This window comes from Candidatus Zixiibacteriota bacterium, assembly GCA_029860345.1.
In the GTDB taxonomy this organism is placed as follows: domain Bacteria; phylum Zixibacteria; class MSB-5A5; order GN15; family FEB-12; genus JAJRTA01.
The window spans coordinates 88,497-114,521 of the sequence record JAOUBJ010000012.1 but is presented as its reverse complement, the minus strand read 5'-3'; the positions used below and the strand labels follow the sequence as shown (position 1 = coordinate 114,521).

Here is a 26,025-nt window from a genome sequence, read left to right as displayed (position 1 = left end):
GAACATCTCTTGAACCTATCACTTCTGGCTTCTCCCGAATGCCCCGCCAGGCCAGGTTGCGATTTCATTGGCGACCGTTTGCAGGTGTTCACGTGTGGTCGCCTCACTCCGAAGGATTTCGGCAACGGCACTCTTTCGCTCGGACAGACTGTACCCATCACTTTCGAGCACCTCCAGAGGGTGGAGATCGATTTCGCTTGGCCAGGCCACGGAAACAATGACGCCAGCAGTGAAGCCTACCGCCTTGGCAACGCTCTGCTTGGAATAGTTTTCCAGGGCACTTATTATCGAAGCCTCCACGACCAAACTTGTCGCGGTGCTCTTTGAGAAGCTCTCTAGCCTGTCCATAAGTCCCGACTCGCCCTCTATGTCGTTTAGAATGTGCTTTCTAAAAAACGTATAACCTTTCATCCTGCAAAGCTCAGCCAAGTTCCTGAGGGTGACCTGCTGGACTCCCTTGTGACCGTAGGAACGCTCTTCTATGGCCTTCGAGATTGCTTCCCCAAACCAGTTTTGTGAGTACAAGTACTCCATTGGGTCTAGAGCTGTCGAGGGATCAACCAATGCCGCCATGGTGCGCATGTAATCATCGTTCTCCACAATCCATTTCAACTGTTTCTCGAAGTCGTCGCAGGAGATGCTCATACGCCCATTGCTGGCGTCATCGGTCAAGGCTTGGAAGTGAAAGCTCAGATCAATGTATCTATCGACCTCTTTTGACAATCGGTCCAGTTCCTTATCGTCAGCCCGACCGGAAGATACCAGACTAGAGATTTTCCCATTCAATTCTGTGTATTTTAGAAAGTACTCTGTTTCCAATCGTTGAAATGTGCCAGCCATTTCTATAAACCTGCCTTTGCAGCCAGTAACGTCACCGTCGGCCGCCTCAGCCCTATCGGTCCCTATGAGCAGGAACATCACAAGTACAATTACGTAACGCGCATGAAACATACTTCCTCCCTTTCGCCGGGTGGCACCCTCAAAGTCGCTTTGGGGGTGGCCCTTGTCACCCGCCCCAAACAAGGTTTGAGGCGGCCACCTGAATCGAAGACTGGATTCTGGCCTTCGCCAGAATGACTTTGTATCAACTGCCTCCAATATGTGCCGGGTCACAATCCCGCCAATGTCGGGACCAAGACACAGCACAACAGATTCTTTTCGTCGCAGCCGTCGGGCGAGTCGCCCGACAGCACCATATTCCCACAGCCCCGCCTTTGGCGGCGTGGGCCACCCAAACATCATCCACAAGGCCGGGTCCACGCCGCGGCGGACTGCCCTGCAAGATTACTGACGGCAACACGATATCCCACAGCAAGCTGTGGGGCACCCGACAGCACGTGTCGTTACTTCTCTTCTGCGGCCTTGGCGGCTTTGGCCGGCGACGCCGGTTCCGTGTCCGGTTCGATCAAGGTCCAGCCCAAAGCCTCTTTGACCTTGGCCAAAACTTCAGACGCAATCTCCTCGTGTTCAATCAGAAACTGCTTGGCGTTCTCGCGCCCCTGCCCCAAGCGATCCGCACCATAACTAAACCATGAGCCGGACTTGTCGACGATGCCATGGTTGACCGCAAAGTCCAAAAGCTCACCGTGGTAGGAGACACCCTTGCCGTATATAATGTCGAACTCCGCCTCTCTGAATGGCGGCGCAACTTTGTTTTTCACGACACGGACACGGGTGCGTGAACCGATCTGCTCCTGACCATCTTTGATCGTAGCGATCCGTCGGATGTCCAGCCGTACGGTCGAATAGAACTTCAGGGCGTTACCACCGGTGGTGGTTTCCGGATTACCGAACATGACACCGATTTTCATCCGAATCTGGTTGATAAATATCACCGCCGTCTTGCTCTTGGAGATTATCGCGGTCAGTTTGCGCAAGGCCTGTGACATCAGACGGGCCTGCAAACCCATGTGGTGGTCGCCCATCTCACCCTCGATCTCGGCGCGTGGCGTCAAGGCGGCGACCGAGTCGACTACGATAATGTCCACCGCGCCGGATCGCACCAGGGTGTCGGTGATATCCAATGCCTGCTCACCGGCGTCGGGTTGAGATACCAGCAGATCATCGGTGTTAACGCCCAGCGCCCGGGCATAGGTGGCATCAAGAGCATGCTCGGCATCGATAAAGGCGGCCACCCCGCCCAGTTTTTGAGCCTGCGCTATAATGTGCAGAGCCAGCGTGGTCTTGCCCGATGATTCCGGGCCATAGATTTCCGTTACCCGCCCCCGTGGAATCCCGCAAACACCAAGAGCATGATCCAGCCCCAGCGATCCCGAGGGAATAACCTCGATCTCAAGAACCGAATTGTCCCCCAACCGCATAATCGAGCCCTTGCCGAATGATCGTTCGATCTGAGTCAGCGCCGCTTCAAGTGCCTTGGAGCGATCACCCACAGTAGTGGTAGCAGCCATTTGTCCTTTGCCTTTCTTTATCATGATTTTCTAACTTGCCATTACATCCAAATTACAAAGTAGTAACGGCTGAATATATCACATTCTGGTCGCGATTAAAATAAAAGATAGCACTGACAGACGGCGTCAGTGAAAATGCGCTCTGGATAAGAAAACAGGGCGATTCATCAAGCCGATCCCCACCGTAGTCGATAGTGCGTCCCGCGCCGCGCGGGATTAGCGGTTCCGCCAAATGTCGATGGGTGTCACCCTCAAACCCGGTTTGGGGGTGGCTTTTGTATTATTCGTCCCAAACAAAGTTTGAGACGGCCACCCGAAACTGTGTTGCGGCAGAAACAGAAGCGGTTTTGCCCTACGTCAGTATTGACATTGGTCGAACGCACAAGGCGTCAGGGTGTGTTGAAAGTAGCCTGGTCTACGGGTGGCGTTGGGCGACCCGCCCGACGCCCGCCGTTCAACCCATTGGCTGTCAGGCGAGTCACCTGACAGCACCCAATCCCTTGAGATTGGTCGAAGATTGTCGAGGGGAAATGTCACCCGGGAAACATGTAGCATTACACTCCATATTAATGAGGTGATTCTCAACTCAGTAGATACCATGCCTTGCGAATAAGGTGAAACTGTTTGCATATTGAACAGCCTGTATTTGCACGGCCGAGACGAGGCCGTCACCCGTGAATGCCAAGCTATTGAAGGATAGATTGTTGTGATCTCGTTTATGGCCTTTTATCGAAGGGTCGCTCGGCACACCGATTGCTTGACATATAACTGACTAGTTTTAGCTCTTTGGAGAATGCAGATATGAAAAGTCTCGTTTTGACCGTTTTCGCTACCATTATTCTGGCCTCAACCAGTATGGCTGTACCAAGCTTGCAGTTGTACATTCCGGGTGGGGAGTATGATGCATCCAGCGAAACATGGTACACGACAGAGCAGGATTTTGAATTGTGGGTGGTGGCCTCCGGGTTGAATCATGGCTCTATTCAGGATATCCATCTGGTGGCATCGTTGTTGGGCCAAACCCCAACTGATGGCGCCCTGACCATTACTCCCGAAGGTGGTGTCGGCACTACTTACAGCGCCGCCGACTACGTCTACGGCACCCCGCCCACCTCCGATCCGATGCCGGGCCACGGTGTCTTCCCGACAGACTATGTGGAGCATTTTGTAGCTGCCCAGACAACTTCCGGTCCCTTTGTCAATGTTCAGGACTATGTGCCCGGTGGTGATGGTGGTGAGAACCAGTACGGTCAGGTTTTCAAGTTCGGTATCAGCACCACCTACGCCGGTGGTGTGCATTTTGACGCTTATGGATTCGATAAGAACAGAGTCTTTGCACCCTTTTCTCATGATGCCCAGACGACTATTCCCGAACCGGCGACGGTTCTTCTGTTAGGTTTAGGGCTGGCCGGTGTTGGAGTGGCGCGAAGATTTCGAAAAGCCTGACCTGACTCCCTATACGATTTCTCAAGCGGCTCTTCGGGGCCGCTTTTTTTGTGCCGACTGAGCCTGCAAAACCAGAAAGTGTTTGACCGTACCGCTCTTTTCTGCAATTATGTAAGGGGATGCCGGAGGATGCGAAACCTGCCACCTCATGGTTCCAACCTTATACGTCGGCCTGCATTTGGATCGCTGGTTCTGCCGAGGCTGCGTATCATCTGTCAAAGGCAGCAGAACCGGAGCGACTTTTTATGGCCGTGAAACATGCGAACTTCGTCCACCTGCACACGCACAGCCAGTACTCTCTTCTGGACGGCGCCTGTCGTCTTGATGCTCTGATTGCGTTAGCCAAAGAACACCGCATGCCCGCTTTGGCCGTGACCGATCACGGCAATATGTTCGGCGCGATCGAATTCTACAAAAAAGCCAACCGGGCCGGGATCAAACCGATCATAGGTATCGAAGCGTATGTGGCCGGTGGTAGTCGGCATGAAAAACAACCCTCCAAACAGTGGCCGGACGGTGGCTTTCATCTGGTGTTGCTGGCCCGCAACCTGACCGGTTACAAAAACCTGATCAAGCTGTCCACGGCCGGTTTCCTGGAAGGGTTCTACCATCGGCCACGTATCGACAAGCAACTCCTCCGCGAACACTCCGACGGTTTGATAGCCAGCAGCGCCTGCCTTAAAGGTGAGGTGAACTGGAATCTTCTGCGCGGCAACACCGAGGCGGCGGTGGCAGCAGCCCGCGAGTTACAGGATATTTTCGGACCTGAAGGGTTCTATCTCGAAGTGCAAAACCACGGGCTGGAACCGGAACAGATCCTGCTGGGCAAGATCGAGGCTATTGCCCGAGAGACCTCGATCCCGATGCTGGCCACCAACGACTGCCACTATCTCAAACAGCAGGATTACCTGGCCCACGATGCTCTGCTTTGTATCCAGACCGGCAAGTTGGTCGAGGATACCGAGCGGATGCGCTACAACACCGATCAGATCTATTTCAAAACCGAAGCTGAGATGGAACAAGCTCTGGGGGATTTCAAACCGGCTCTTGAGAACACTGTCCGCGTTGCCGAGGCCTGCAACCTGGAATTGGAACTGGGGCAGCTTAAGCTGCCTGTTTATCCCATTCCCAGTCAGTTTGTTGATCCGGATGCCTACCTCGAGCATCTCTGTCGCGAGGGTCTTAAGGAGCGTTACGAAGAACAGACCGACGAGATCGAAACACGACTGAACTACGAGCTCGGTGTTATCAAAAAGATGCACTACGCCGGGTACTTTTTGATCGTCAAGGACTTTTGCGATTACGCCCGTCGGCAGAAAATCCCGGTCGGGCCCGGTCGTGGCTCGGCAGCCGGGTCGCTGGTTTCGTATGCGCTCAGAATTACCAATGTGGACCCTATCCGGTTCGAGCTTTTGTTCGAACGATTCCTCAACCCGGAACGGATTTCGATGCCGGATATCGACATTGATTTCGCCGACCGCGGTCGCGATGAAATCATTCAATATGTCATCGAAAAATACGGTGAGAAGAATGTCTGCCAGATAATCACCTTCGGTACTATGGCCGCTCGCGCCGTGGTGCGCGATGTCGGTCGGGTGCTGGCTATTCCCTATGGCGAAGTGGATAAGATTGCCAAAATGATTCCGCTGGCTGTCGACATGACCTTAGACAAAGCACTCAAACAGTCATCGGAACTGGCCGAACTGGTCGAGAAGGATCAGCGGATCAATAAACTGATCGACTACTCACGCACTCTGGAGGGACTTGCTCGTCACTGTTCCACCCATGCGGCCGGCGTGGTGATTGCACCTTCGGCGCTGACCGACTATGTGCCGTTGTTCAAAGGTAGTAAGGACGAAATCACCACCCAGTTCGACATGAAAATGGTCGAGGAGATCGGTCTGTTGAAAATGGATTTCCTCGGCTTGCGCACGCTGACCGTCATAGATGACGCCGTCCGGATGGTGCATGAGAACTATCCTGATGTTAAGTTGGATATCGAGAACCTGCCGCTTGACGACCCCAAAGTGTTCAAACTGTTCGCGACCGGTATGACCATAGGTATCTTCCAGTTTGAGTCATCGGGGATGCGTGACTATCTGCGCAAATTGAAACCTGAGACATTCGCCGACATTACCGCCATGAACGCGCTGTACCGTCCCGGCCCCCTGGATTCCGGGATGATCGATCAATACATCGACTGCAAACGGGGCGCGGCCAATATCAAATATCTGCATCCGGACCTGGAGCGGATTCTGAAAGATACCTACGGCGTGATCGTTTTCCAGGAACAGGTGCTCAAAATCGCCAACGTGCTGGCTGGATACAGCATGGGTACGGCCGATCTGCTGCGCAAAGCAATGGGCAAGAAAGACGCCGCCTTGATGGCCGCACAAAAGAGGGAGTTCCTGAACGGCGCCGAGGCCCGCAAAGTGGATAAAAAGATAGCTACCGAGATGTTCGAGCAGATCGAAACCTTTGCCCGGTATGGCTTCAACAAAGCGCACGCCACTTGTTACGCCCTGGTGGCCTACCAGACGGCCTGGCTGAAACAATACTATCCACGGGAGTACATGGCCTCCCTGATGACTTCGGAAATCAACGACTCAGACCGCATCTACCAGCTTCTGGAGGAATGCCGTCGCATGCAGATCAAGGTTCTGCCACCCGATGTCAACGAATCGACTATCGACTTCACCGTAGTCGACTCAAATATCCGTTTCGGGCTCCAGGCGGTCAAAAATGTCGGGGTGGGTCCGGCTAAGGCGGTTGTCGATGAACGTCTGACCGAGGGACGGTTTGGCGATCTGGCCGATTTGGTCAGTCGGGTGCCGATTAAGTCGATCAACCGTCGAACCATGGAGTCTCTGATTGCCGCCGGCGCCTGCGACAGTCTCAACGGAAATCGACACCAGAAATTCGATGCCGTAGAAACTATGTTGGATTACGGCCACCGGGTGGCTGAGAATTCGGCCACTCATGATCTGTTCGCGGTCGACGGAGCCCTGGCCGATCGCGTGGCGCCGCCGCTGAAGGATTTGGCCGAATGGTCGACCAGCGACCGGCTGGCCAAAGAGAAGCAGATGCTGGGTTATTATGTCTCCGGCCATCCGTTGGACCGCTATCGTGACGAACTGGACTCCTTTGCATCGTTCAAGACAATCGATCTTCACAACGCAGCCGACGGACGCGAGGTTACGGTGGGGGGTATTATCGGTGTACTCAAGAGCATGACCGATAAGAAGGGTAACCTGATGGCTTTCGCGACGTTGGAAGATTTCTCAGGCTCGGTCGAGCTGATAATATTCTCGGATTGTTTTGAAAAACACCGCGAATCGGCCCAGGTGGACCAGATGGTTTTGGTAACCGGTCGGGTGTCCACCAGAGAGGGCGAGGCGCCAAAGATTATAGCCTCGGAGTTGATTGGTCTGTCCAAACTAACGGAACGTTTCAACTGCCAACTCGTTATAAAGATTGGTGTGGATTGCTCCGATAAGGCCATTGACGAGGCCCTTGCTATGCTCGAACAGAACAAGGGGAAAGCCCCGGTGCTACTTGCTGCTCGACAAAACGGCTCAGAAGTGTATATTAGGTCTAATAAGTATACTGTGACACCGGACGCGCAGTTAATGAACCGGCTCAAAGAACTGCTTGGTGAATCAGGCGCCTATTTGAGACCGTTGAAATAGGTGAACAACATTGCTGGATAGATTGGGTATTTCAATGAAACAGACGCAAATCACCGCTATCGTCGCTCTATTACTTCTTGCCCTGGCGCTTGGAGTTAGCGCCGGTGATGATAAGACTCCGGGATCGACCAAGCCGACCGAGATTGCATGGTTGTCCTACGATGCCGGTCTGGCCAAAGCCAAGGCTGAAGACAAACATGTTTTTGTCAATTTCACCACCAGTTGGTGTGGCTGGTGCAAGAAGATGAACAAGACTACTTTCAAAGAAGACGAGATCGTCAACATGCTCGGTAGTAACTTCGTATCGGTCAAGGTCGATGGAGATTCCAAGAACGAACTGGATATCGACGGCTACAAAATCACCGAGCAGAATCTGGCCAGGAGCGAGTTTCAGGTCAGGTCCTACCCCACCTACTATTTTCTGACCCCCGAAGGTGGCAAGCTGGGCGCTGCCCGTGGTTATCAGGCCAAAGAGCAACTCTCCAAGTATCTGACCTACGTGCACGAAAGGCAGTACGACACCACCAAGGCCCAGAATCCGGGTCAGAACAAAGGCGGCAAATAACCGGCATCAGAGACCAAGGCTTCCACCGATGATCAAAACCACACTTACTGTTTCTTTTGTGTTGATGGTTTTTCTGCTGGTTTCGTGCAGCGGAAGCAACGAGGCCAAACAGACCAATACGGCTAACAACCAAGCCAAGAAACAAACAGCCCGGTCCGGGCCGAAGGACCCTCCGCCGATTCTGGCAAAACATGCCGACCAGAAGACAACAACCACCCCCGTCGCAACCGAGTCAAAACCGCCGGTCGTTCAGTTTGCAGCTTATGACATCAAGGGCAAGCTGCACAATTCCGACGAGTGGATCGGTAAACAACCGACCGTGATCAATGTTTGGGGCACCTGGTGTCCGCCATGTCGACGTGAGATCCCTGATCTGGTGTTGCTCAACGCGGAATTTGAAAAAAAAGGTGTCGCCCTGCTGGGACTGGCCGTGCGCGACACCCCGCAGAAAGTTGAAAAGTACGCTGCACAGAATAAAATGTCGTGGCCTATGATGATGGGCGAAAACCAGCATCTGTACACGCTGGGCGTCACTACCGGTGTCCCCACCACTATTTTCTATAATCGCGAAGGGAAAGAAGTCCAAAGATTCGTGGGACCGCGCAACTACGCCACGTTCAAACAGGCCTTCGAGGCTATCTTGTAGGTTGCTATCGATATTGATAACGAGTTCACGCTCGTAAGAAAATTCCGCCGCCAGGTCAATCACCTGGCGGTTTTTTTCTACAAGTGGTGTCGGGCGACCTCGCCCGACGCTCGCCTCCCCATCCACTGACTGTCAGGCGAGTCGCCTGACAGCACCTAACCCGTCCCAAACGGGTTTGAGACGGCCACCCACACCCGCTCGACAGCACCTAACATGGTGCCCGCGTGATCTTCAGATCGCGTGGGGCCTGGTAGCCGAGTCTGAAGACTCGACCACCACAAAAACAAGTGGTGTCGGGCGACGCCGCCCGACGCTCGCCTCCCCATCCACTGACTGTCAGGCGAGTCACCTGACAGCACCTAACCCGTCCCAAACGGGTTTGAGACGGCCACCCACACCCGCTCGACAGCACCTAACCCGTCCCAAACAACGTTGGAGACGGCCACACGACCAATGGGTGCGAGAACAAACTTCTGCAACAAAGCCGTAAATTATACGTCACGTATAATATGTTATACTGGATGTATACATACCGGAAAACGAGGTAGCGCATGTCTCGCAGGCAGGTCGAAAGAGAAGCCCGCAAAAACTACATTTTGCAAAAGACCCGTAAGCTCTACGATGAGCAGGGAATCGAAAACAGTACGATGGAAGACATCGCCAGGGCCACCGAGTATACGCGAAAAACGCTGTATGCATATTTCAAAAGCCGAGAAGAAATCAGCCTGTGTTTGTTGACAGAAGACCTCAAAACACGCTGGGCTGAGCAAAAGGCGCGTCTTACCGAGGCCGGGACCGGTCTTGAGAAGATAATCATCTGGGCGGAAGCTCTGTACGACTATACCGTCCGTCACCCCAGCTCTATCCGGCTGCAACTGTACTGGGACCTGGCCGGAATCGACCGGACCCTGGTAAGCGATGAGACATTCGCATCTTTCGAGGCAATTAACAAGCAATTGGCCAAAGGGCTGCGCGAGGTTTTCGGACTGGGTGTCAAAGATGGTTCGCTACGTCCCGACCTCAAAATCGACATGACTATCAGCCATTTTCTCTACTCTATTAGGACCGTTATCAACAGGGCTCTTTCGCCGAACTACTCATTCGCACGCTTTAAGGCCGATGCCTACTTCGAAACCTACATGGACACTTTTGCCCGTGGAGTTAGACAGTGAGGATACAGATGTTATGAAAACTCAATTGATCACATTACTCTTGGCGACGTTTTTTTGTCTGCCTGCCCGGACGGCCTTTTGCGATGATACGGCCAACGCCGGCCAATTGCCCGGCAGCTACAAAATGACGGCAGCAGATAACAAAGTTGAGATTCCATTTGAGATATACCGAGGCGACATTCGATTCATCTGTGAGGTCAATGGACAACAGGTGCACATGCTGTTGGACGACGGGTTCATGTGGGACCAGTTGCTCTTTTGGGGCAGCCCGGCCGTCGATTCGCTCGGTTTGGTGTATGATGGTGAGATCGGTATCGGCGACGAAGGCGGCGACCAACTTGTGTCGAGAACAGCATCGGGTATAACAGTCGGCTTCCCCGCTGTTGAGTTTTTGGATCAGGCGGCCGTGGTTACACCATACAGCTCGGGTAACGCCGGTATGTGGTTTGGTAGTGTGGGGCAGATCAGTGCGACCTTTTTCAAACATTTCGTTGTCGATATCAATTTCGAGCGAATGATAATCACTCTCATAAAGCCCGATGAGTTTGCCTACCGGGGTCAAGGTGTAGCTGTACCATGGCAGCCTTTGGGGTTTGGTCCCTGGTCCATTCCGGCAACTCTGAGCCTGGAGGACGGGCGAAGTGTATCTATGAAACTGCTGATGGATCTCGGTTACAACGATCAGTTGCAGGTTGTTGTCGGCGGCGAGCATGCTGTTTCGATGCCTGAGGCAAAACTACCGGCCAGTCTGGGGATGAATATACAGCGGGTGGAGACTCGCGGATTCATCGGACGTCTCCCTCAAATCGATATCGGTGGGTACAAGCTGCCGGACCTCCTGGTCAGTTTCGTTTCCAGGGAGCATTCAGACCACGCCGTCTATGAGGGCATGATCGGGTTAGGGCTGTTGTCCCGTTTCAATCTGGTCTTTGATTATCATGGGCAGCAGCTGTTTATCGAGCCGACAGAGAGGTTCGCAAGTCCCTTCGAATACAACATGACCGGTTTTGAAATGAGTGCGCCTAATCTGGAATCTGCCACGGTCGAGCAGGTTTACGAAAGTTCTCCGGCCACCGAGGCCGGCTTGCAGGTCGGCGATAAGGTCCTTAGAATAAACAGCAAGCCGGTCTCTGAGTACGACCGTTTTGAGTTGCGTTCAATGCTCAGGCAAGCGGCTGCTGAGATAGAGTTGCTGATCGAGCGCAACGGCAACCGGCAGGAAGTTACAGTTGTTCTCCGTCGTGTAATTTAGTACGGTCATGCCATACAACCAGGGCCATAAAGAAGATATTCATTGATTCCGGTCAGGCAGATCGCTTTGACTAACCTGCTGCACCCGTCCAATGATACCTTGACAAGCTGGAAACAATAGGTATATACATATCGTTATATTTACATAAGCAGAACGCCTGATGAAAGACTGACCTCATGGCCCGCAAAATGGACGAAAAAACCTACAGCAAGTACTTCAAAGCCTTCGGCGACCCCACTCGTCTGCGGATTCTGGCCCTGCTGGTCGGCGGTGAAAGAACCGTCAACGATATCGTCAAACAGGTCGGCCTCTCTCAGCCTACCGTCAGCCGTCACTTATCCATCCTGCGTGAAGCCGACATCGTGGTCGACCGTCGCGACGGCCAACAAGTCTTCTACAGTCTGAACAAAATATCGGTCGAGAGCTGCTGTTCAGGCTTTTGCGACTGCCTCTCTATTCCTGTCAAACCGGTCAAATTCGTCGCCAAAGCCAAAAGAAAGTGAGATTCACCTCCGTGGACGCCGCTCGGGTTTCAGCGCTTGCCGGGTTAACTCTCTCAAACATATCACAATAGCCACGGACGTTAAAAAAAAGCAGTTTACTGCCTTTTTTTTGAAACATATATCGATATATTTACATATACAGATATGTAGATACCATTAACCGAAAGGAGAGAGACAGAATGGAAAAAGAAGTTGGAGCGATCAAATTCACCGAGACCGACGACGGTGTACGGATCGACATCAAGGGCAAGGGTCTCAAAGACCTCTGCAACTGCGGTTGCGTGCCCATGATGGCTTTTGGCTTCAAAGGCGGTTCCGCCGAGTGCTGTTCGCCTGAGGATGAAAAAGCCGAGGAAAAGTAAACCGAACATGGAAGCGTTTTTTGAGCTTCGTCACGTATCAACTGAAGAAAGGAACCTATCATGAAGCGTTTTGACATCCCCCGGATCGCTCATTGTAGCGAAGGCTGTATAGGCTGGTCCCGGGCATGACCCAAAACTGCCCCGTAACAGCGGAAGTCGCAGAGATTCCCGGAGGCCTTACGGCCTCCGGGGAGCAAACATACAAAGAACAAAGGAGCGTGAAATGAAAGACACCGATGTCAAAGAGAAAGTACGAGAGAGCTACGCCCAGGTGGCCACAAACGCAGACTGCTGCACGGGTCAACTCTCCGCCTGCTGCGCCGATCAGTCAGGTGTTGCCGAACAGGCTCTGAAACTGGGCTACTCCCCAGACCAGGTAGAAGCTGTTCCGGACGGTTCCAACCTCGGGCTCGGTTGCGGCAATCCTACGGCGGTAGCCTCGATCAAGCCGGGCGATACGGTGCTCGACCTCGGCTCCGGCGCCGGGTTCGATTGTTTTCTGGCGGCGCGGCAGACCGGCCTCGGCGGGCGGGTTATCGGCGTGGACATGACCCAGGAAATGATCGACAAAGCAACCGCTAACGCCAAAATCGGTAGCTACGACAATGTCGAATTCCGGCTGGGCGATATTGAGGCGCTGCCGGTGGATGACAACTCGGTCGACGTTATCATCTCCAACTGCGTTATAAACCTCGCCCCCGACAAGGACAAGGTTTTTGCAGAGGCCATTCGCGTGCTCAAGCCGGGCGGACGGGTCATGGTGTCTGATATCGTGCTCACCAAAGAGCTGCCACAGTCGGTCCAGGACTCGGTGGCTGCCTATGTCGGCTGTATCGCCGGCGCTATGTTGAAAGAGGACTATCTGGCCAAAGTGGAAGCGGCCGGTTTTGACAGGATCACTATCGAGCGAGAAATCAACGTACCGGTCAATTTCTCCGCCGATGATCCGATCGGGTCCGAGCTCATGGAAAAGTTGGAAATGACGGCTGAACAGGTGAGTGAAACAGCCGCTGATACGGTGGTCAGTATCAATCTGTCGGCCAGTAAACCAACAAGTGTCTGATAAACCCCAACGTCACTCGATTGGAGTGCCAGAATGGACGCACGCAATGTCAGCAGAAGTTTCAAGGCGTTTGCCGAACCGACCCGGCTGCGGATTCTGACCGTCTTGTCGTCGGGCAGACTATCCGTCAGCGAATTGGTCAAAGCGGTCGGGTTGGCCCAACCGACGGTCAGTCGGCACCTCTCGGTGCTCAGAGATTCCGGGTTTGTCCTGGATCGCCGCGAAGGCCAGCAGGTGGTTTACAGCCTTAATCTTGAGGCTATAGAAAGCTGCTGCAAGGGCTTTTGCGACTGTTTGACGGTCCCGGGACTGAGATCGAGAAAAACGAAAGAAAAATGAGATTTCTCTCTCTTTTTTTGAAACATATATAGCCATATCTCCATATGTAGATATATAGATAACTCGTAACATGAAAAGGTGAACAAATGACAACCGAATGTACATCACGCTTCGCAAGAGTCGATCAGGTCGACAAGACCACCGACACCGACCGACGCGTCCCAGGTTTGCGGGAGATTAGAGACTTGAATCCTTCGCATTCCACTCAAGCCAAGAACGATCTGCCGGCTCTGCCTTCATGGCTTGATCCGGTGAGCAACCTGAAATCTGCGTTGCGTTGACAACACCGGCGCCGCCGTGGAAGTGATCACAAAAAGAGGATAGAGTGATGAGACAGTTTGAACAGAGATTCGGCGAGTGGGTGGTTCGCAATCGCTGGTGGGTAATCGCAGCAACAGTATTGTTGTTCTTGGCCGCTTTTTACGGAACCGGCAGGCTGACTATCAGCTCCGACACCCGCGTGTTCTTCAGCGAGGATAACCCTCAGTTGCAGGCTCTGGATGCGCTGGAAAATACCTACACCCGATCCAACACGGTCTTCTTCACCGTGGCGCCGAAGGACGGCGATGTGTTCACCGCCCACACCTTGGCTGCTGTCGAAGCCTTGACCGAAGCATCGTGGCGGATACCATATTCCAGCCGGGTCAACTCGATAACCAATTTCCAGCATACCAAAGTTGACGGCGATGAGTTGGTGGTCCAAGACCTGGTGTCGAACAGCGCGACTGTGAGCGCGCTGGAACTAAAAGCCATTCGCAGGGTGGCCTTGGACGAGCCGGAGTTGGTCAACAACCTGGTGTCAGTGCGTGGGCATGTAACAGGTGTCAGTGTCAATCTAATACTGCCGGGCGAGTCGCCTACAGAGGTGATAGAGGTTGCCGCCTTTGTGCGGGCAATGGCCGATGAGATTCGCAGCCAACACTCTGGTATCGACTTCTATCTGACCGGCTCCGTCATGTCCGACAATGCATTCGGCGAGGCCAGCATGAAGGATATGTCGACCTTGCTGCCGCTCATGTTCCTGGTGTTGGCGCTGGTGGCCGGACTTGCGCTACGCTCGGTGACGGGTACGGTCAACACTTTGATAATCATTATGATGTCGATGGCGACCGGTATGGGGCTGGCCGGCTGGTTCGGTTTGGAGATAAACGCCGCCTCATCCAATGCCCCGACCATCATCATGGGGTTGGCCGTGGCCGATAGCATCCATATCCTGACCACGATTGTCCAACAGATGAGGCGCGGACGGAGCAAAAGCGAAGCTGTCGCCGAGTCGCTGCGGATCAATCTGCTGCCCGTTTTTCTGACCAGCGTTACAACTGCTATCGGATTTCTGACCATGAACTTCTCCGATGCACCGCCCTTCCGTGACCTCGGCAACATCGTGGCCATGGGCGTGATGGGCGCACTTGTTTATTCTGTGCTGTTCCTGCCGGCCTTGACCGCTGTGTTGCCCATGCGAGTGAAAACCAAATCGACAGAGTACGGACGCAGCATGCTGGACAAGGTCGCAGACCTGGTAATTGACAAACGCCGAGTGGTATTTTTCTCGATGATTACAGTAAGCATGGTGCTAGCCCTGGGAGTAACACGCATCGACTTACAGGATGATTGGATGAAGTATTTTGATAAGTCTTACGACATCCGCATAGCCACCGATTTCACCGAAGAGAACCTGACCGGTTTCAATTCCATCGAATACGATCTGGAGTCACACGAAACCGGCGGCATCTCCAATCCGGAATACCTGGCCAAAGCCGACGAGTTTTCCCAGTGGCTGATGCGACAGCCGAAAGTATCTCATGTTAGCAGCATCACCAACACTATGAAACGGCTCAACCGGACGATGCACGCCGACGATGACGCGTTCTATCGTCTACCCGATAACCGTGATCTGGCCGCGCAGTATCTTCTGCTGTATGAGATGTCGTTGCCCTTTGGATTTGACCTGAACGACCGGATAAACATCGACAAATCGGCCACCCGCCTGGTGGTCAGGCTGAGTGATATCACCACCACCGAGCTGCGAGCCATGGAAGAGAAGGCCAAGAAGTGGCTGGCCATCAACGAATCGCCGGGGTTCGCCGGAACCAGTTCCTCTCTTTCGCTGATGTGGGCGCATATCTCAGAGCGTAACATCAATAACATGTTAGGAGCCGCCTTCGGCGCCCTGGTACTGATATCGCTAATTTTGATATTTGCTTTGCGCGATGTCAGGCTGGGGCTGTTAAGCCTGGTGCCGAACCTGGCGCCCGCTGTCATTGGCTTTGGCATCTGGGGTCTGACGTTCGGCACAGCCGGTCTGGGTTTGTCGGTGGTGGCGGCTATGACCCTCGGGATCGTGGTGGACGACACCGTACATTTCATGAGCAAGTATCTTCGCGCCCGGCGCGAACACCAAATGGATCCGGCCGATGCCGTGCGGTATTCGTTCAGGACGGTGGGCGCGGCCATGTGTATCACAACGGTGGCCCTGACGGCCGGGTTTGCAGTACTTTCTTTTTCAGGGTACAAAATGAGTTCTGATATGGGGCTGCTGACAGCATTGACTATTTCGCTGGCCTTGGTCCTCGATTTCTTCTTCCTGCCCACGCTCTTGCTCAAAGTGGACCGGGAAAAACAACCTAGTCTTGTAATAACAAAGGAGAAGACAAATGAAACCGTCAATTTTGATTCTGCTGTTGTTGTCCCTGTCGACAGCAAACGTGTCGGCTGAGACAGCTGAGGAAAAAGGTCTGGCTATCGCGGTCGAGGCCGACCGTCGCGACCTTGGATACGGTGACTACACGGCCAATATGACCATGACCCTGCGCAATCGGCACGGTCAGGAAAGTGTGCGAGCTATCCGCTTTCAGGCCTTGGAGGTCGAAGGTGACGGCGATAAGAGCATAACCGTGTTCGACAATCCTCGCGACGTCAAAGGAACCTCCTTCCTGTCCTATTCGCACAAACAAGACGACGACGACCGCTGGTTATATTTGCCCGCCTTGAAGCGTGTAAAACGCATCAGCTCCGGTAACAAATCCGGGTCGTTCATGGGTAGTGAGTTCGCTTACGAAGATATCTCCAGTCAGGAGGTCGAGAAGTACACATACAAATGGTTGCGCAATGAAGTCTATGACGGACGCGACTGCTTCGTGGTCGAGTACTACCCGGTCGACCGGAAGAACTCCGGCTATTCTCGTCAGGTGAACTGGCTGGACAAGCAAGAGTACCGGGTGTGGAAAGTCGAATACTACGACCGCAAGAACTCGCACTTGAAAACATTGACTATCACCGGGTACGAGTTGTATATGGATTCATACTGGCGGGCCGCTGAGTACAACATGGTCAACCATCAGAACGGCAAGTCAACTCTGTTGCAGCTCGATGACTATCAATTTGCTACCGGCCTCACCGACGCCGATTTCAGCCGGAATGCTTTGAAGAGGATGCGCTGACCATGTATGTTCGACGCATCGGATTCATCGGGCCGGCTCAAGCGTTGTTGTCGGTGGCCCTGGTGCTATCTGCCATTGTGGCAAGCATAACGACTGGACCGGTTGCCGCCGGCGAGCTTTCCGGTCGGTTGAGTTTGGAATCAAGAGCCTTTCCACAAACCGGGCTGGCCGACAGCCAGCGGCGGTTCTATCCGTCACTGGCGCTGGAACCGGAATACTACCATACCTGGGGCGATGGACGCCAAACATTGGTGGTCTCCGGATTCTATCGGTACGATCAGCATGATGAACGTCGAACGCACGGCGTTATCGGTGAGTTGTTCTGGCTGTATGCGGCCGACAGATGGGAGGTGAAGGCCGGGTTGATAACCGTTTTCTGGGGTGTCACCGAGTCGATGCACCTGGTTGACATTATCAACCAAACGGATTTGATAGAGAATCCGGACTCAGAAGATAAGTTGGGTCAACCGGCGATTAACTTTACGCTCTTGAGACGCTGGGGCACGCTTGATCTGTTTCTCATGCCGGGTTTCAGAGAGCGAAGTTTCCCCGGTGTCGATGGCCGGTTGCGTTCTGCGACAACAATCGAGTTCGACGATGCTCGTTACGAATCACCTGCGGGACAGAATCATTTTGACTGGGCGGCCCGCTGGTTTCATAGTGTGGGCGATTACGAATTCGCGCTGGCGCATTTTCGAGGTACCGGTCGTGAACCATCGTTTGTTGTCGACAACAATTCCGGCTCAACGCCGTCGGTCCACCCATACTACCGGCAGATCGATCAAACCAGCCTGGAGTTTCAGGCCACCAATGGTAACTGGCTGTGGAAACTGGAGGCTATATCGCGCGCGGCCTCGGGTGAACGCTTCGCCTCGCTGGTCGGTGGTTTCGAGTATACGTTGTCGGGAGTCATGGGCAGCGCAGCCGATGTCGGCCTGTTGGCTGAGTATCTATATGATGATCGAGATGAATCGGCCACGACACCGTTCGCCGATGATGTTTTCGTCGGCGCCAGGTTGGGATTCAACGATGTATCCGGCAGTGAGCTTCTTGTCGGGGCGATTGTCGACCGCGAGTCGGGCGCCTCGGTTATGTCCGTTGAGGCAGCGCGCAGGCTGAATGATTCCTGGAAGTTCAACATCGAAGGTCGCGCGATGGTCAATACCGGCGATGACAACCGATTGAGCGATTGGCGACGCGACAGTTATCTACTGGCGGAGTTGGTCTATCACTATTAATCTCGACTCTGAAGGGCTTGTTGACAAGGTTCCGCTCGGCATGCCACCTGGACAACGAATTGAGATTGCCACGGCGCGCCAGGCGCACCTCGCAATGACGGTTCCTGGGGTCTTTCAACACGCCCTGAAGGCCGGACCAATCAGCCGAAAAGCCGTGGGAACTCAGGGATTGCCCGCACGTATACAAAATATAGCCGGGAGTAAGTTCGATATGCGGTATGTTGCAGCAGTGTTGTTTGTAGTTTTCTTCTGTATCACCACGGTGCGGGGCTCTCTGTGCTATCTTCGCTTCAGTTTGTTTACCGTTTCTCAGTGCGAGCCGGTAAGTCCCTGCTCCCAACCTGACCTGTCATCTTGCTATGGTTGTGGCTATGAATTCCCACCTGAAAAGATGAGCGGTTGCTGCCCGGTTGATCCCGCGGTTGAAGCTCAGGAGCCGGTGGTAATAATTTGCACCGTATGCATATTGTCCGAAGATGCCTACACCGACCGTTGCGACCTAAACCAACCATCACCCAGACTATTGTCAACTCTCTTCGAGCGCCGCCTGGCCACGCCGGAAGAGTCAAGCGATGCCGAACACTCGTGGCCAAGCCTCAAAAAGAAACCAAGCAGAGATATTCCTTCCCCCGATGGTCGCCCCTGGGGCGTCCACCTCACCATTGCAACTACTGTTGTGCGCTCCTGAAACTGAGCAACGGCCATGAACTCGCGTGGCCACAGTTCATTTACAACAGAACAATAGAGACTTCACTTAGACGAAGGAATTTCGTAATGAGAATGTATCATATTCCGCGTATTGTGGCGTTGGCTCTGGTGCTGGCGCTGTTTGCGGGTGGATACTCGTTGATGGCCGGTGAGACAGCCGGCTATTGTATCCCCGGGCCATGTCCCGACAACGTTAAATGCGTGCCGTGTCCGACACCGCCCGACGGTTGCTGTGCCACCATGGGCAAGATTGGTGGAACCTCCGCCGGTCTGAAAATGGTGAAGGGTAGCAAGCAGACGGTGACCTTTGAGCGGGCAGTGACCGTTAAAGCCAACTCGGCTAAGACAGTCAAGACATCGTCGAATGTCGACTGCGCGCCGTCAAGCGGATGCAATCCCTCTCCCGGCTGTTGTGGCGGGGCGACCAGGGGTGCGTCAAAGACGACCGGCACCGCAACCAAGGCTGTTCAGGGCGAAGCATAAACCCGGACATCCACACCATGTCTTTAATGAAGGCCGCCCCCACCGGGCGGCCTTCTTTGTATCACCGGAAACTGTTGAGTGGCGAATTCTTGACTAGATAATCCAAATTGTTATCTTATGACTGCGATGATTAATCTGACGTCTCAACGGGAACGAAGGTCTGGTCAGAACGTGGCTCTACGAATGGCCTTCAGCCTTCTTGTCCTGTTGTTCGCCCACGCAGCCGCTGCCCAGGATACAGCCAGTGTCAAAATAAAAGTCGATGTCGACAACGTGTTGCTGACAGTCAACTCAGACACCGTTGCCGAGGATTCGCACGGCAGCAGTCTGACCAAAGGGGCTTGGTTTATTCTCAATCTCCCGGTCGGCGATTATGAATTTGGTTTTAACCATGCGGGCTTTGAAACACAGCATCAGTCGGTATCTCTTACGCCCAATCAGATCGTCACGCTCGACATCGCATTTCTGCCGCCGGTTATTCCAGCCGAACCGGCAACGGGAGCGGTGACGGTGGAGTCGGAACCTGACAGCGCCACCATCATGGTCGATGGCCGAGCGGTTGAATCGGTCACGCCGGCACAGCTTGATCTGGCGGTGGGAGAACGGATGGTGGAAGTCGTCGGCCCCGGCTTTGAACTTCTTTCGAAAACGGTAACCGTCGACTCGATGCACCGCACCATAATGAAATACACCCTGAGGCCGGAGCCGCCACCTGAACTCACGGCCGAGTCGTTAGGACTGGTCTACGACGATCAATTGCCGAAGATTAATGAAGAAAAAGCGGATATGCTCAGGCGACAGTTCAATTCTATGGCTGAGACTTTTGCGATTATTCCCCTGGGTCAGGGCCTATTGGCGTCGGTCCTGCTGGACAGCGATGATCAAGGAACGGCACACGCCCTTATCATTTCCGGGGTTGTTCTCACTGCCGGCTCATACCTCCTCGGTAAAACTCTGTCAGCAAGGAAACTTCGAAATATCCAGTCGGAGAATGAAGAGATTGATTCGTACAATGCCCGCGCTGATGCCCACAATTTTGAAGTAGATCAGGCTGTCAACGCGGCCAACAAGGAAGCTATGAAGAAGTACCAGATCGACAACAGAGGTCGTGGTCGAGTCAAAGTAACAAAGGAATAAAAACTACTATCCGAATAGTCCCGGGGCACGTTTCGCGCAGCTGAACATCCACTACCTTTTTACCATCCACTCAGAACAACACAATATGGGGGCTTTCCCATACTCTCAAGTCGCTAATCATCGTGACGGCGACTCGCCCCTGTAACATACTGCTGTTTCCTACCTTACAAGACAACAAAAGGGCATGCCAGTTGCACTGTTACCAGGTGAAACAGTGAAATGCCGAACGATCCACTCACCGGTACAGTTTGGTGAATCAGTACAGGGGACATAACCGGCACCGAAGCCTGCCCTGAAGCCAAAAGGGAGTTTACCATGCGTGTAGCATCTGTTATTGTATTTGGATTGGCATCTATTCTGGTGATGATGTTTACACTTGTGCCCAACGCCAATTCGGGAGCCGACGCCGGTTCTTGTGCCGACTGTCACGATTCAATGCTGTCGGAGCGGACCAATCACTTTATTGATACTGAAGACGACTGTATGTTCTGTCACGAGACCGATATTGGGGGGGGCGATAATCATGTCATCACCTATACCGAAAAAGACATCTGTCTCGCGTGTCATGTTGAGCAGGACCGGACGGCTGCAACCGACGTCCACGGCAATCTGAATTGTATCGAGTGTCACGACCCGCATGGTTCAAACCACAATTACAGTCTCAGCACCGAGGGCATCAGCCTCTGCTCAGAAACGTGTCATACTTCAGACCAGCTCGGCAATTCCCATATAGTTGGAGAAGGTGCTCTTCACACAAAGACCGGCGAAGTAATGACCTGTTTCTCAGACTGCCACAGTATTCACAAGCCACAACAAGACGCAATGCTGCTGCAGATGGCGGAACAGGATCGTCTGTGCGGTCAATGTCACGATGATAAGATCTGATCAGTCGGAGAGCATCTTGCTCATCATGGCCAGTGGGTTGATACCGACCTTGGCGAATTTCTTGATCAGGAACGACGATTTCATGATCAGCTTGGTCGAGGCCATAAGGTAGTGCCGCCGGAACGGATCGGAGTCCCTGGCAAATTCAAGAATCTTCGGCATATAGAACCGTCGATAACAGTTGATGATGGCCAGATCAATGTCGCGCAGGGTCATTTTGTCCGGCTTGATTATAGGTTCGATCAAGTTATACTGGCTGAGATCCTCGACTGCTATGGCATGCTTCACCTCATCAAAGAAATCGGCATAGGGCCAGGGTGTAATGGCAAGAAAGTGCGCGAAGTCGGGGTTGAATTCAAGAGCCTGCTGAAAAGTACGTTCGATGGATTCTTCAGTTTCGTCGAGAAACCCCAACACAAACGAGGTTTCGGAAATCATTCCGTATTCGGCAATCAGCTCAATGGCCCGGCGGGAGTCGCCGATGGTGATTTCCTTTTTGACTTTGTCCAGAGTTTCCTGATCGGTCGCCTCGGCGCCGACATAGACATGCACCACGCCCGCCCGGCGATACTTGGACAATATGTCTTCATCGCGCACGATGTCTTCCACGCGGGTCTCGATAAGTATGTAGATATTCAGATCGGCGGCGATAATTCTGTCGAGCAACTCCTCCCAGCGGTCGCGTTCGTAGGTCGGGTATTCATCGGTAAATAAGAAGACATTGACGCCGTGTCTCTTCTTAAGGTATACGATGTCCTCGACAACACTCTTAGGCGCCCGTCCGCGCCAGCCTTGCTCCCAGAATTTCTGCTGTGAACAAAAGGTGCAACCGTGCGTGCATCCGCGTGAGGTGGACACGGCGCCAAGCACCGAATCCGGGATGACGTAGTACTTGTACTTGGTCCAGTCCAATAACTCCCAGGCGACCGGCAGCGCATCCAGGTCATCGTTGAAATCCAGGGCCGGATTGGCGACCAGTTCACCCGCCTGACTATAGGCAAGGTTGGGAGTCTTGTGACGCTGTTCGGTGTCGTCGAATCGAGAGAGGAACTCGTACAGAGGTATCTCCCCCTCACCGATGATGACATAATCAACCGGCGACTGAGGCTCCTTCAGAATATCGCGCCAACAGAACGTTGGATGAACCCCGCCGACTAACGTAGCACAACCGGGACGGACCTCTTTGCCCAACTCAAGCAAGCGTAAAGCGTCCGGCCATGTGGCAGTGATTGAGGTTGTTGCCAGAACGTCGTAGTCGGTTTGCTCCAGATGCTTCTTGATCTTCTTGTAATCATGGCGCAGGGTCATGGCGTCATAAACCTCCGCCGTCCATCCGGCCCGCTCTGCCTGAGCACCGAGATACAGCAATCCGAGCGGCGGCCAGCTGCCGGCCACTTCCACAACACCGCAGTGGTACGGGGGAGTTACAAACAGGATTTTACGATTTCGTTCGGCCATACTTCTTGTAGTACTTTACGTGTGCGGTGACGCCGATGATTGTCATAGTTATAAGTATAACGTGCTTTACCACCAGCGCAACCACTTGTCCCTTGCCCACAGCCGGATTCCACTCAAATTCCATGAAATAAGCCGCTCGCAACGCACCTCCGGCAATTATGTAGGCCAGGGCAATCCAGGAAACTCGCAGCAGTCCGGCAAAGAGATGTTTCGGCAGGCTGGCAGGGGTTGCCGATCTGTCCAGGTATCGTCCTAAGATATTTGTCGTGACGATACTTACCAGGAGCACCGCGACAGCCAGGTCGTGAAAGTAGTTTAGAACCATGAGTATGACGCCAAAAGCGGAACTCATCGACTGTACTCGTAGGTTAGGATGGCTCCGGCCTCAGGATCGGCAATGTAAATGCGATTTCGTCTGCGATCAATAGCAATATCCGAAGGTCGTCCCGCCGTGTCACTGACATTGTACGACGCAACATAGCGACCGAGCGAGTTGAACATGTGCACTTGTCGGTTGTTGACATCCAAAAGATGGAACCGACCCATCTGCCGCACGCCGGACGGATCGAATACCGCTGTATCTTGCAGAGCCGGATCAATCAGATTGTCCATATCGATCCCCTGAGGAGCCATCGGAGCTTCGGTTGTAACAGTGTCGAATCTGTAGATATAACGTCCGTCGCATGTAAACACCTTGATATCGCCTTCACCGGCGTCGCCCGCGATAAGACGGCCGTCATAAGTCACGAAAACCATCGACGGAAACTGTATGCGGTGCAGTGTATCGTTCGGTATGGTGAGAATCAGTTCACCCATCTCGGTAACGTCACCGGCGTTTGTGATGGATACCGCCATTACCTTCTGCAAGGTAGCATCCCCCACATAAGCAACTCCGCCGTAACAGTAAACACTAAACGGTGACAATGGAGTAACACCATCCGGAAGCGTTCCGAACGATGTGATCAGGTCGCCGGACCGATCATAAACCACCATGACGTGCTGGGCATGATCGACGACCACCAATAGTGAATCGGTGATTTGAAAGTTGGTCGGATAGACCGAGTCCGGCTGGGTGAGTTCGATCGATGCCAGTTTCACGAGATTCGAGTCATACATGTCAATCCGCGGCAGGCCCCGATACGACACAAACAGAGTGTCGCGATACATCCGCAGCCGCACCGGCCTGAGCGAGTCATCATCCTGCGTAAGCACGCGCCTCCCGACAGGGACCGGGAGCGCCTGAAATCCGGTGCCGGGTTCCACCTTCTTCTCGATGCACGAAACCGACATCAGCATGAGAAGAGTCATTGCACTAAATCTAAACCGCAACCTGATTGCCTACCCGTATTCGTGAATGGTTTCATAAATGTATCCTACTCCCCATAGCGCAAAGACAACGGTGAGTGCCGCAACGATCGTCATCCAGCAGAAAGTGCGTTGTGACAGTTTCCACGCCATGCGAGCGTGCAACACCAGTCCGTACAACAGCCAACTTATCAGCGACCAGAGTTCTATCGGGTCCCAGGCCCAGTATCTACCCCACGCAGCGTGCGCCCAGATGGAACCGGATACGATCATGACACCCCAAAGTATCAGACCGAATATCAAGAAATTGAGAGTGGAACGGCCAAGTGAAGAAAAAGACGGCAAGGTGTTCCCCAGCCTCCCCAGATTACCGTACCTGGTTTCACCCAGCAAGAAGACCGCCGAGAAAGATGCTGCCACCAGAAAGGACGCAGCCCCTGCCGTGGCGAACGAGGCATGAATAAACAACCAGACGTTGTCCAGAGCCTCGGACAAAGGCGACGCCGCGGTGGGCATCGACGACGCCCAACCCATCATCAGAAAAGAAACCAGCGAGAGCGGTAACAGGATTGGAAGTGGTGTGGTTCGAAGCCGCATCAAGTGGAAGATCAGAAGGGCGAACCAGACGGCCGTGATCATCGACTCAAACAAAGTTACAAACGGTGGATGCCCCGTTTGGACCCATCGCATGGCTCCGAAGACCGTCAGCAGAATCAGCGCCGCCAACGACAGGTGTACCCCCCAGCGGTACGCGGTTTCGTTCCTGAATATTGGCCGCAAAACAGTCGCAAAAAAACTCGCCGCAAGAGCGAGAGTGGTGGCCCAGAATAGGAACGCCTGCGTGGAACTCACTCTATGCCGCCTTCGCTCGCTTCAATCTGCTGACGAAACTGAGCGTCAATCCGGCCAACGCCGACCAGAATCCAAAAAACACCAGATTTAGATACGGACTTTTCACGACATCAATATAGCACCACTGCCGCAGCCGGGGAACAGTAAACTTATAGCCTGCAAAACCAACTGTATCGTTGGAACCGATACTACCGGCGTATAACTCAACACTGTCTTGTAAGGCCGTTATCCGGTATGCGATGTCTGGCCCAATAGAATCAGGGTTTACTTCGATCTCAAGATGCAGGTTGTCCTCCGGGACCACAATGAAGTCTCGATGCACGTACTTGCCCTCTTCCTTTCTATTGGCTACTCGAACAAATGAACGAAACAGGTCGTTCCCTGCCGAATCGGTCAGAAAAAACTCGGGTGAATAGCCACTTTTCAGTCCGTAGTGGAACTGAAGCTCTCCCAGTTCAAACGGGTGGTTGGTGGAAACCTCCGTCTCGTGTTTTGCCCTGGCGGACTGTACAGCTATAGCCGCCACATTCCCCAAACTCAAACTGGCGTCGTCGTTGCTCAGGACATCGGTGAGGCTGAGCGTGAAACGACCGTACTCATTGTCGTAGAGGGGACCGTGAAACTCATGGTGGTACGACTCCGGTCGGTCCTTCAACGTCTGGCCCTCAGTCATGGCCAGTACACTGTGATACTTGTAGAGGAAATTGAGAATCACGGCGACCATTATCAGTATCAGCGAAAAGTGAAATAGTATCGATCCGAGGTGGCGAGTTTTGAGAAGTGTTCTCTCGACCTGGTAAACGCTTCGGAATCGTTTGATGTTACCGAACAGCAGGTTGACCCCGAGTAGCCCGAGCACGATGAAAAACGTTGGTGTGAAGTAGATACGATCCAGCCCAAGCTTATCGATGACAACGTAATTATCACCCAGGTACTCCTGCCAGTCCAGAAGCTGATCTTCTGAAATATCGCGCTGTGGTATGATGGCCGACAGTACCAAAAACAGTACCAGGACGGCAATGAGAACAAAGGCCAGCCGGGTGGAGGATAAGTTGATCGTCATACTAACTC

25 protein-coding genes are annotated in these 26,025 nt (G+C 53.4%); 18 read left to right on the top strand and 7 right to left on the bottom strand.

Annotated elements, in window-relative coordinates; all coding sequences use genetic code 11:
- Positions 1 to 18 precede the first annotated feature (18 nt).
- Positions 19 to 951: a hypothetical protein gene (locus OEV49_12695; GenBank protein ID MDH3891934.1), complete on the bottom strand. Its 933-nt coding sequence runs from the start codon at positions 949 to 951 to the stop codon at positions 19 to 21.
- A 392-nt stretch (positions 952 to 1,343) separates the two neighbouring features.
- The gene (recA, locus tag OEV49_12690) at positions 1,344 to 2,411 is read right to left on the bottom strand and encodes a recombinase RecA (protein MDH3891933.1); all 1,068 of its coding nucleotides are present in this window, start codon (positions 2,409 to 2,411) and stop codon (positions 1,344 to 1,346) included.
- A gap of 801 nt (positions 2,412 to 3,212) precedes the next feature.
- Here recA and OEV49_12685 point away from each other — a divergent pair.
- From OEV49_12685 to OEV49_12600, 18 genes are all read left to right on the top strand, one after another.
- Positions 3,213 to 3,857: a choice-of-anchor N protein gene (locus OEV49_12685; GenBank protein ID MDH3891932.1), complete on the top strand. Its 645-nt coding sequence runs from the start codon at positions 3,213 to 3,215 to the stop codon at positions 3,855 to 3,857.
- Positions 3,858 to 4,102: 245 nt separating this feature from the next.
- Complete coding sequence (locus OEV49_12680) at positions 4,103 to 7,546, top strand: DNA polymerase III subunit alpha (protein ID MDH3891931.1); 3,444 nt, start codon at positions 4,103 to 4,105, stop codon at positions 7,544 to 7,546.
- Between the two features lie 34 nt (positions 7,547 to 7,580).
- On the top strand, positions 7,581 to 8,111 hold the full coding sequence (locus OEV49_12675; GenBank protein ID MDH3891930.1) for a DUF255 domain-containing protein: 531 nt from the start codon (positions 7,581 to 7,583) through the stop codon (positions 8,109 to 8,111).
- A gap of 28 nt (positions 8,112 to 8,139) precedes the next feature.
- Positions 8,140 to 8,757, top strand: coding sequence for a TlpA family protein disulfide reductase (locus OEV49_12670; protein ID MDH3891929.1), 618 nt, complete (start codon positions 8,140 to 8,142; stop codon positions 8,755 to 8,757).
- A gap of 551 nt (positions 8,758 to 9,308) precedes the next feature.
- Positions 9,309 to 9,929 carry a TetR/AcrR family transcriptional regulator gene (locus OEV49_12665; GenBank protein MDH3891928.1) on the top strand — a complete coding sequence of 207 codons (621 nt, stop codon included), beginning with the start codon at positions 9,309 to 9,311 and terminating at the stop codon, positions 9,927 to 9,929.
- A gap of 13 nt (positions 9,930 to 9,942) precedes the next feature.
- Positions 9,943 to 11,181 (top strand): PDZ domain-containing protein, encoded by a 1,239-nt coding sequence (locus OEV49_12660; protein ID MDH3891927.1) that lies wholly within the window; start codon positions 9,943 to 9,945, stop codon positions 11,179 to 11,181.
- A gap of 176 nt (positions 11,182 to 11,357) precedes the next feature.
- Positions 11,358 to 11,684 (top strand): metalloregulator ArsR/SmtB family transcription factor, encoded by a 327-nt coding sequence (locus OEV49_12655; GenBank protein MDH3891926.1) that lies wholly within the window; start codon positions 11,358 to 11,360, stop codon positions 11,682 to 11,684.
- A gap of 179 nt (positions 11,685 to 11,863) precedes the next feature.
- Positions 11,864 to 12,046 (top strand): hypothetical protein, encoded by a 183-nt coding sequence (locus OEV49_12650; protein ID MDH3891925.1) that lies wholly within the window; start codon positions 11,864 to 11,866, stop codon positions 12,044 to 12,046.
- 223 nt (positions 12,047 to 12,269) lie between these two features.
- Positions 12,270 to 13,109, top strand: a complete 840-nt coding sequence (locus tag OEV49_12645; protein ID MDH3891924.1) for an arsenite methyltransferase — start codon at positions 12,270 to 12,272, stop codon at positions 13,107 to 13,109.
- A 33-nt stretch (positions 13,110 to 13,142) separates the two neighbouring features.
- Positions 13,143 to 13,448 carry a metalloregulator ArsR/SmtB family transcription factor gene (locus OEV49_12640; protein MDH3891923.1) on the top strand — a complete coding sequence of 102 codons (306 nt, stop codon included), beginning with the start codon at positions 13,143 to 13,145 and terminating at the stop codon, positions 13,446 to 13,448.
- Between the two features lie 86 nt (positions 13,449 to 13,534).
- The gene (locus tag OEV49_12635; protein ID MDH3891922.1) at positions 13,535 to 13,729 is read left to right on the top strand and encodes a hypothetical protein; all 195 of its coding nucleotides are present in this window, start codon (positions 13,535 to 13,537) and stop codon (positions 13,727 to 13,729) included.
- A gap of 47 nt (positions 13,730 to 13,776) precedes the next feature.
- Positions 13,777 to 16,164, top strand: coding sequence for an efflux RND transporter permease subunit (locus OEV49_12630; protein ID MDH3891921.1), 2,388 nt, complete (start codon positions 13,777 to 13,779; stop codon positions 16,162 to 16,164).
- Positions 16,103 to 16,888: an outer membrane lipoprotein-sorting protein gene (locus OEV49_12625; GenBank protein MDH3891920.1), complete on the top strand. Its 786-nt coding sequence runs from the start codon at positions 16,103 to 16,105 to the stop codon at positions 16,886 to 16,888. The genes OEV49_12630 and OEV49_12625 overlap by 62 nt, the downstream gene beginning before the upstream one ends.
- Positions 16,889 to 16,890: 2 nt before the next feature.
- A complete protein-coding gene (locus OEV49_12620; protein ID MDH3891919.1) occupies positions 16,891 to 18,126 on the top strand; it encodes a hypothetical protein in 1,236 nt (411 codons plus the stop codon).
- 211 nt (positions 18,127 to 18,337) lie between these two features.
- Positions 18,338 to 18,814, top strand: a complete 477-nt coding sequence (locus tag OEV49_12615) for a hypothetical protein (protein ID MDH3891918.1) — start codon at positions 18,338 to 18,340, stop codon at positions 18,812 to 18,814.
- An 86-nt stretch (positions 18,815 to 18,900) separates the two neighbouring features.
- Positions 18,901 to 19,317, top strand: coding sequence for a hypothetical protein (locus OEV49_12610; protein MDH3891917.1), 417 nt, complete (start codon positions 18,901 to 18,903; stop codon positions 19,315 to 19,317).
- Between the two features lie 171 nt (positions 19,318 to 19,488).
- Positions 19,489 to 20,454, top strand: coding sequence for a PEGA domain-containing protein (locus OEV49_12605; protein ID MDH3891916.1), 966 nt, complete (start codon positions 19,489 to 19,491; stop codon positions 20,452 to 20,454).
- A 315-nt stretch (positions 20,455 to 20,769) separates the two neighbouring features.
- Positions 20,770 to 21,339 carry a hypothetical protein gene (locus tag OEV49_12600; GenBank protein ID MDH3891915.1) on the top strand — a complete coding sequence of 190 codons (570 nt, stop codon included), beginning with the start codon at positions 20,770 to 20,772 and terminating at the stop codon, positions 21,337 to 21,339.
- Here the strand turns inward: OEV49_12600 and OEV49_12595 are convergent, their stop codons facing one another.
- The 5 genes from OEV49_12595 to OEV49_12575 form a co-directional block, all read right to left on the bottom strand.
- Complete coding sequence (locus OEV49_12595) at positions 21,340 to 22,797, bottom strand: radical SAM protein (protein MDH3891914.1); 1,458 nt, start codon at positions 22,795 to 22,797, stop codon at positions 21,340 to 21,342.
- Entirely contained in the window at positions 22,778 to 23,149 is a 372-nt protein-coding gene (locus OEV49_12590; GenBank protein MDH3891913.1) for a hypothetical protein, read from the bottom strand. Before OEV49_12590 ends, OEV49_12595 begins: the two co-directional genes overlap by 20 nt.
- Positions 23,146 to 24,105, bottom strand: coding sequence for a hypothetical protein (locus OEV49_12585; protein MDH3891912.1), 960 nt, complete (start codon positions 24,103 to 24,105; stop codon positions 23,146 to 23,148). The genes OEV49_12590 and OEV49_12585 overlap by 4 nt, the downstream gene beginning before the upstream one ends.
- A 30-nt stretch (positions 24,106 to 24,135) precedes the next feature.
- On the bottom strand, positions 24,136 to 24,882 hold the full coding sequence (gene ccsA, locus OEV49_12580; GenBank protein ID MDH3891911.1) for a cytochrome c biogenesis protein CcsA: 747 nt from the start codon (positions 24,880 to 24,882) through the stop codon (positions 24,136 to 24,138).
- A gap of 73 nt (positions 24,883 to 24,955) precedes the next feature.
- Complete coding sequence (locus OEV49_12575; protein ID MDH3891910.1) at positions 24,956 to 26,017, bottom strand: cytochrome c biogenesis protein ResB; 1,062 nt, start codon at positions 26,015 to 26,017, stop codon at positions 24,956 to 24,958.
- Between the last annotated feature and the right edge of the window lie 8 nt (positions 26,018 to 26,025).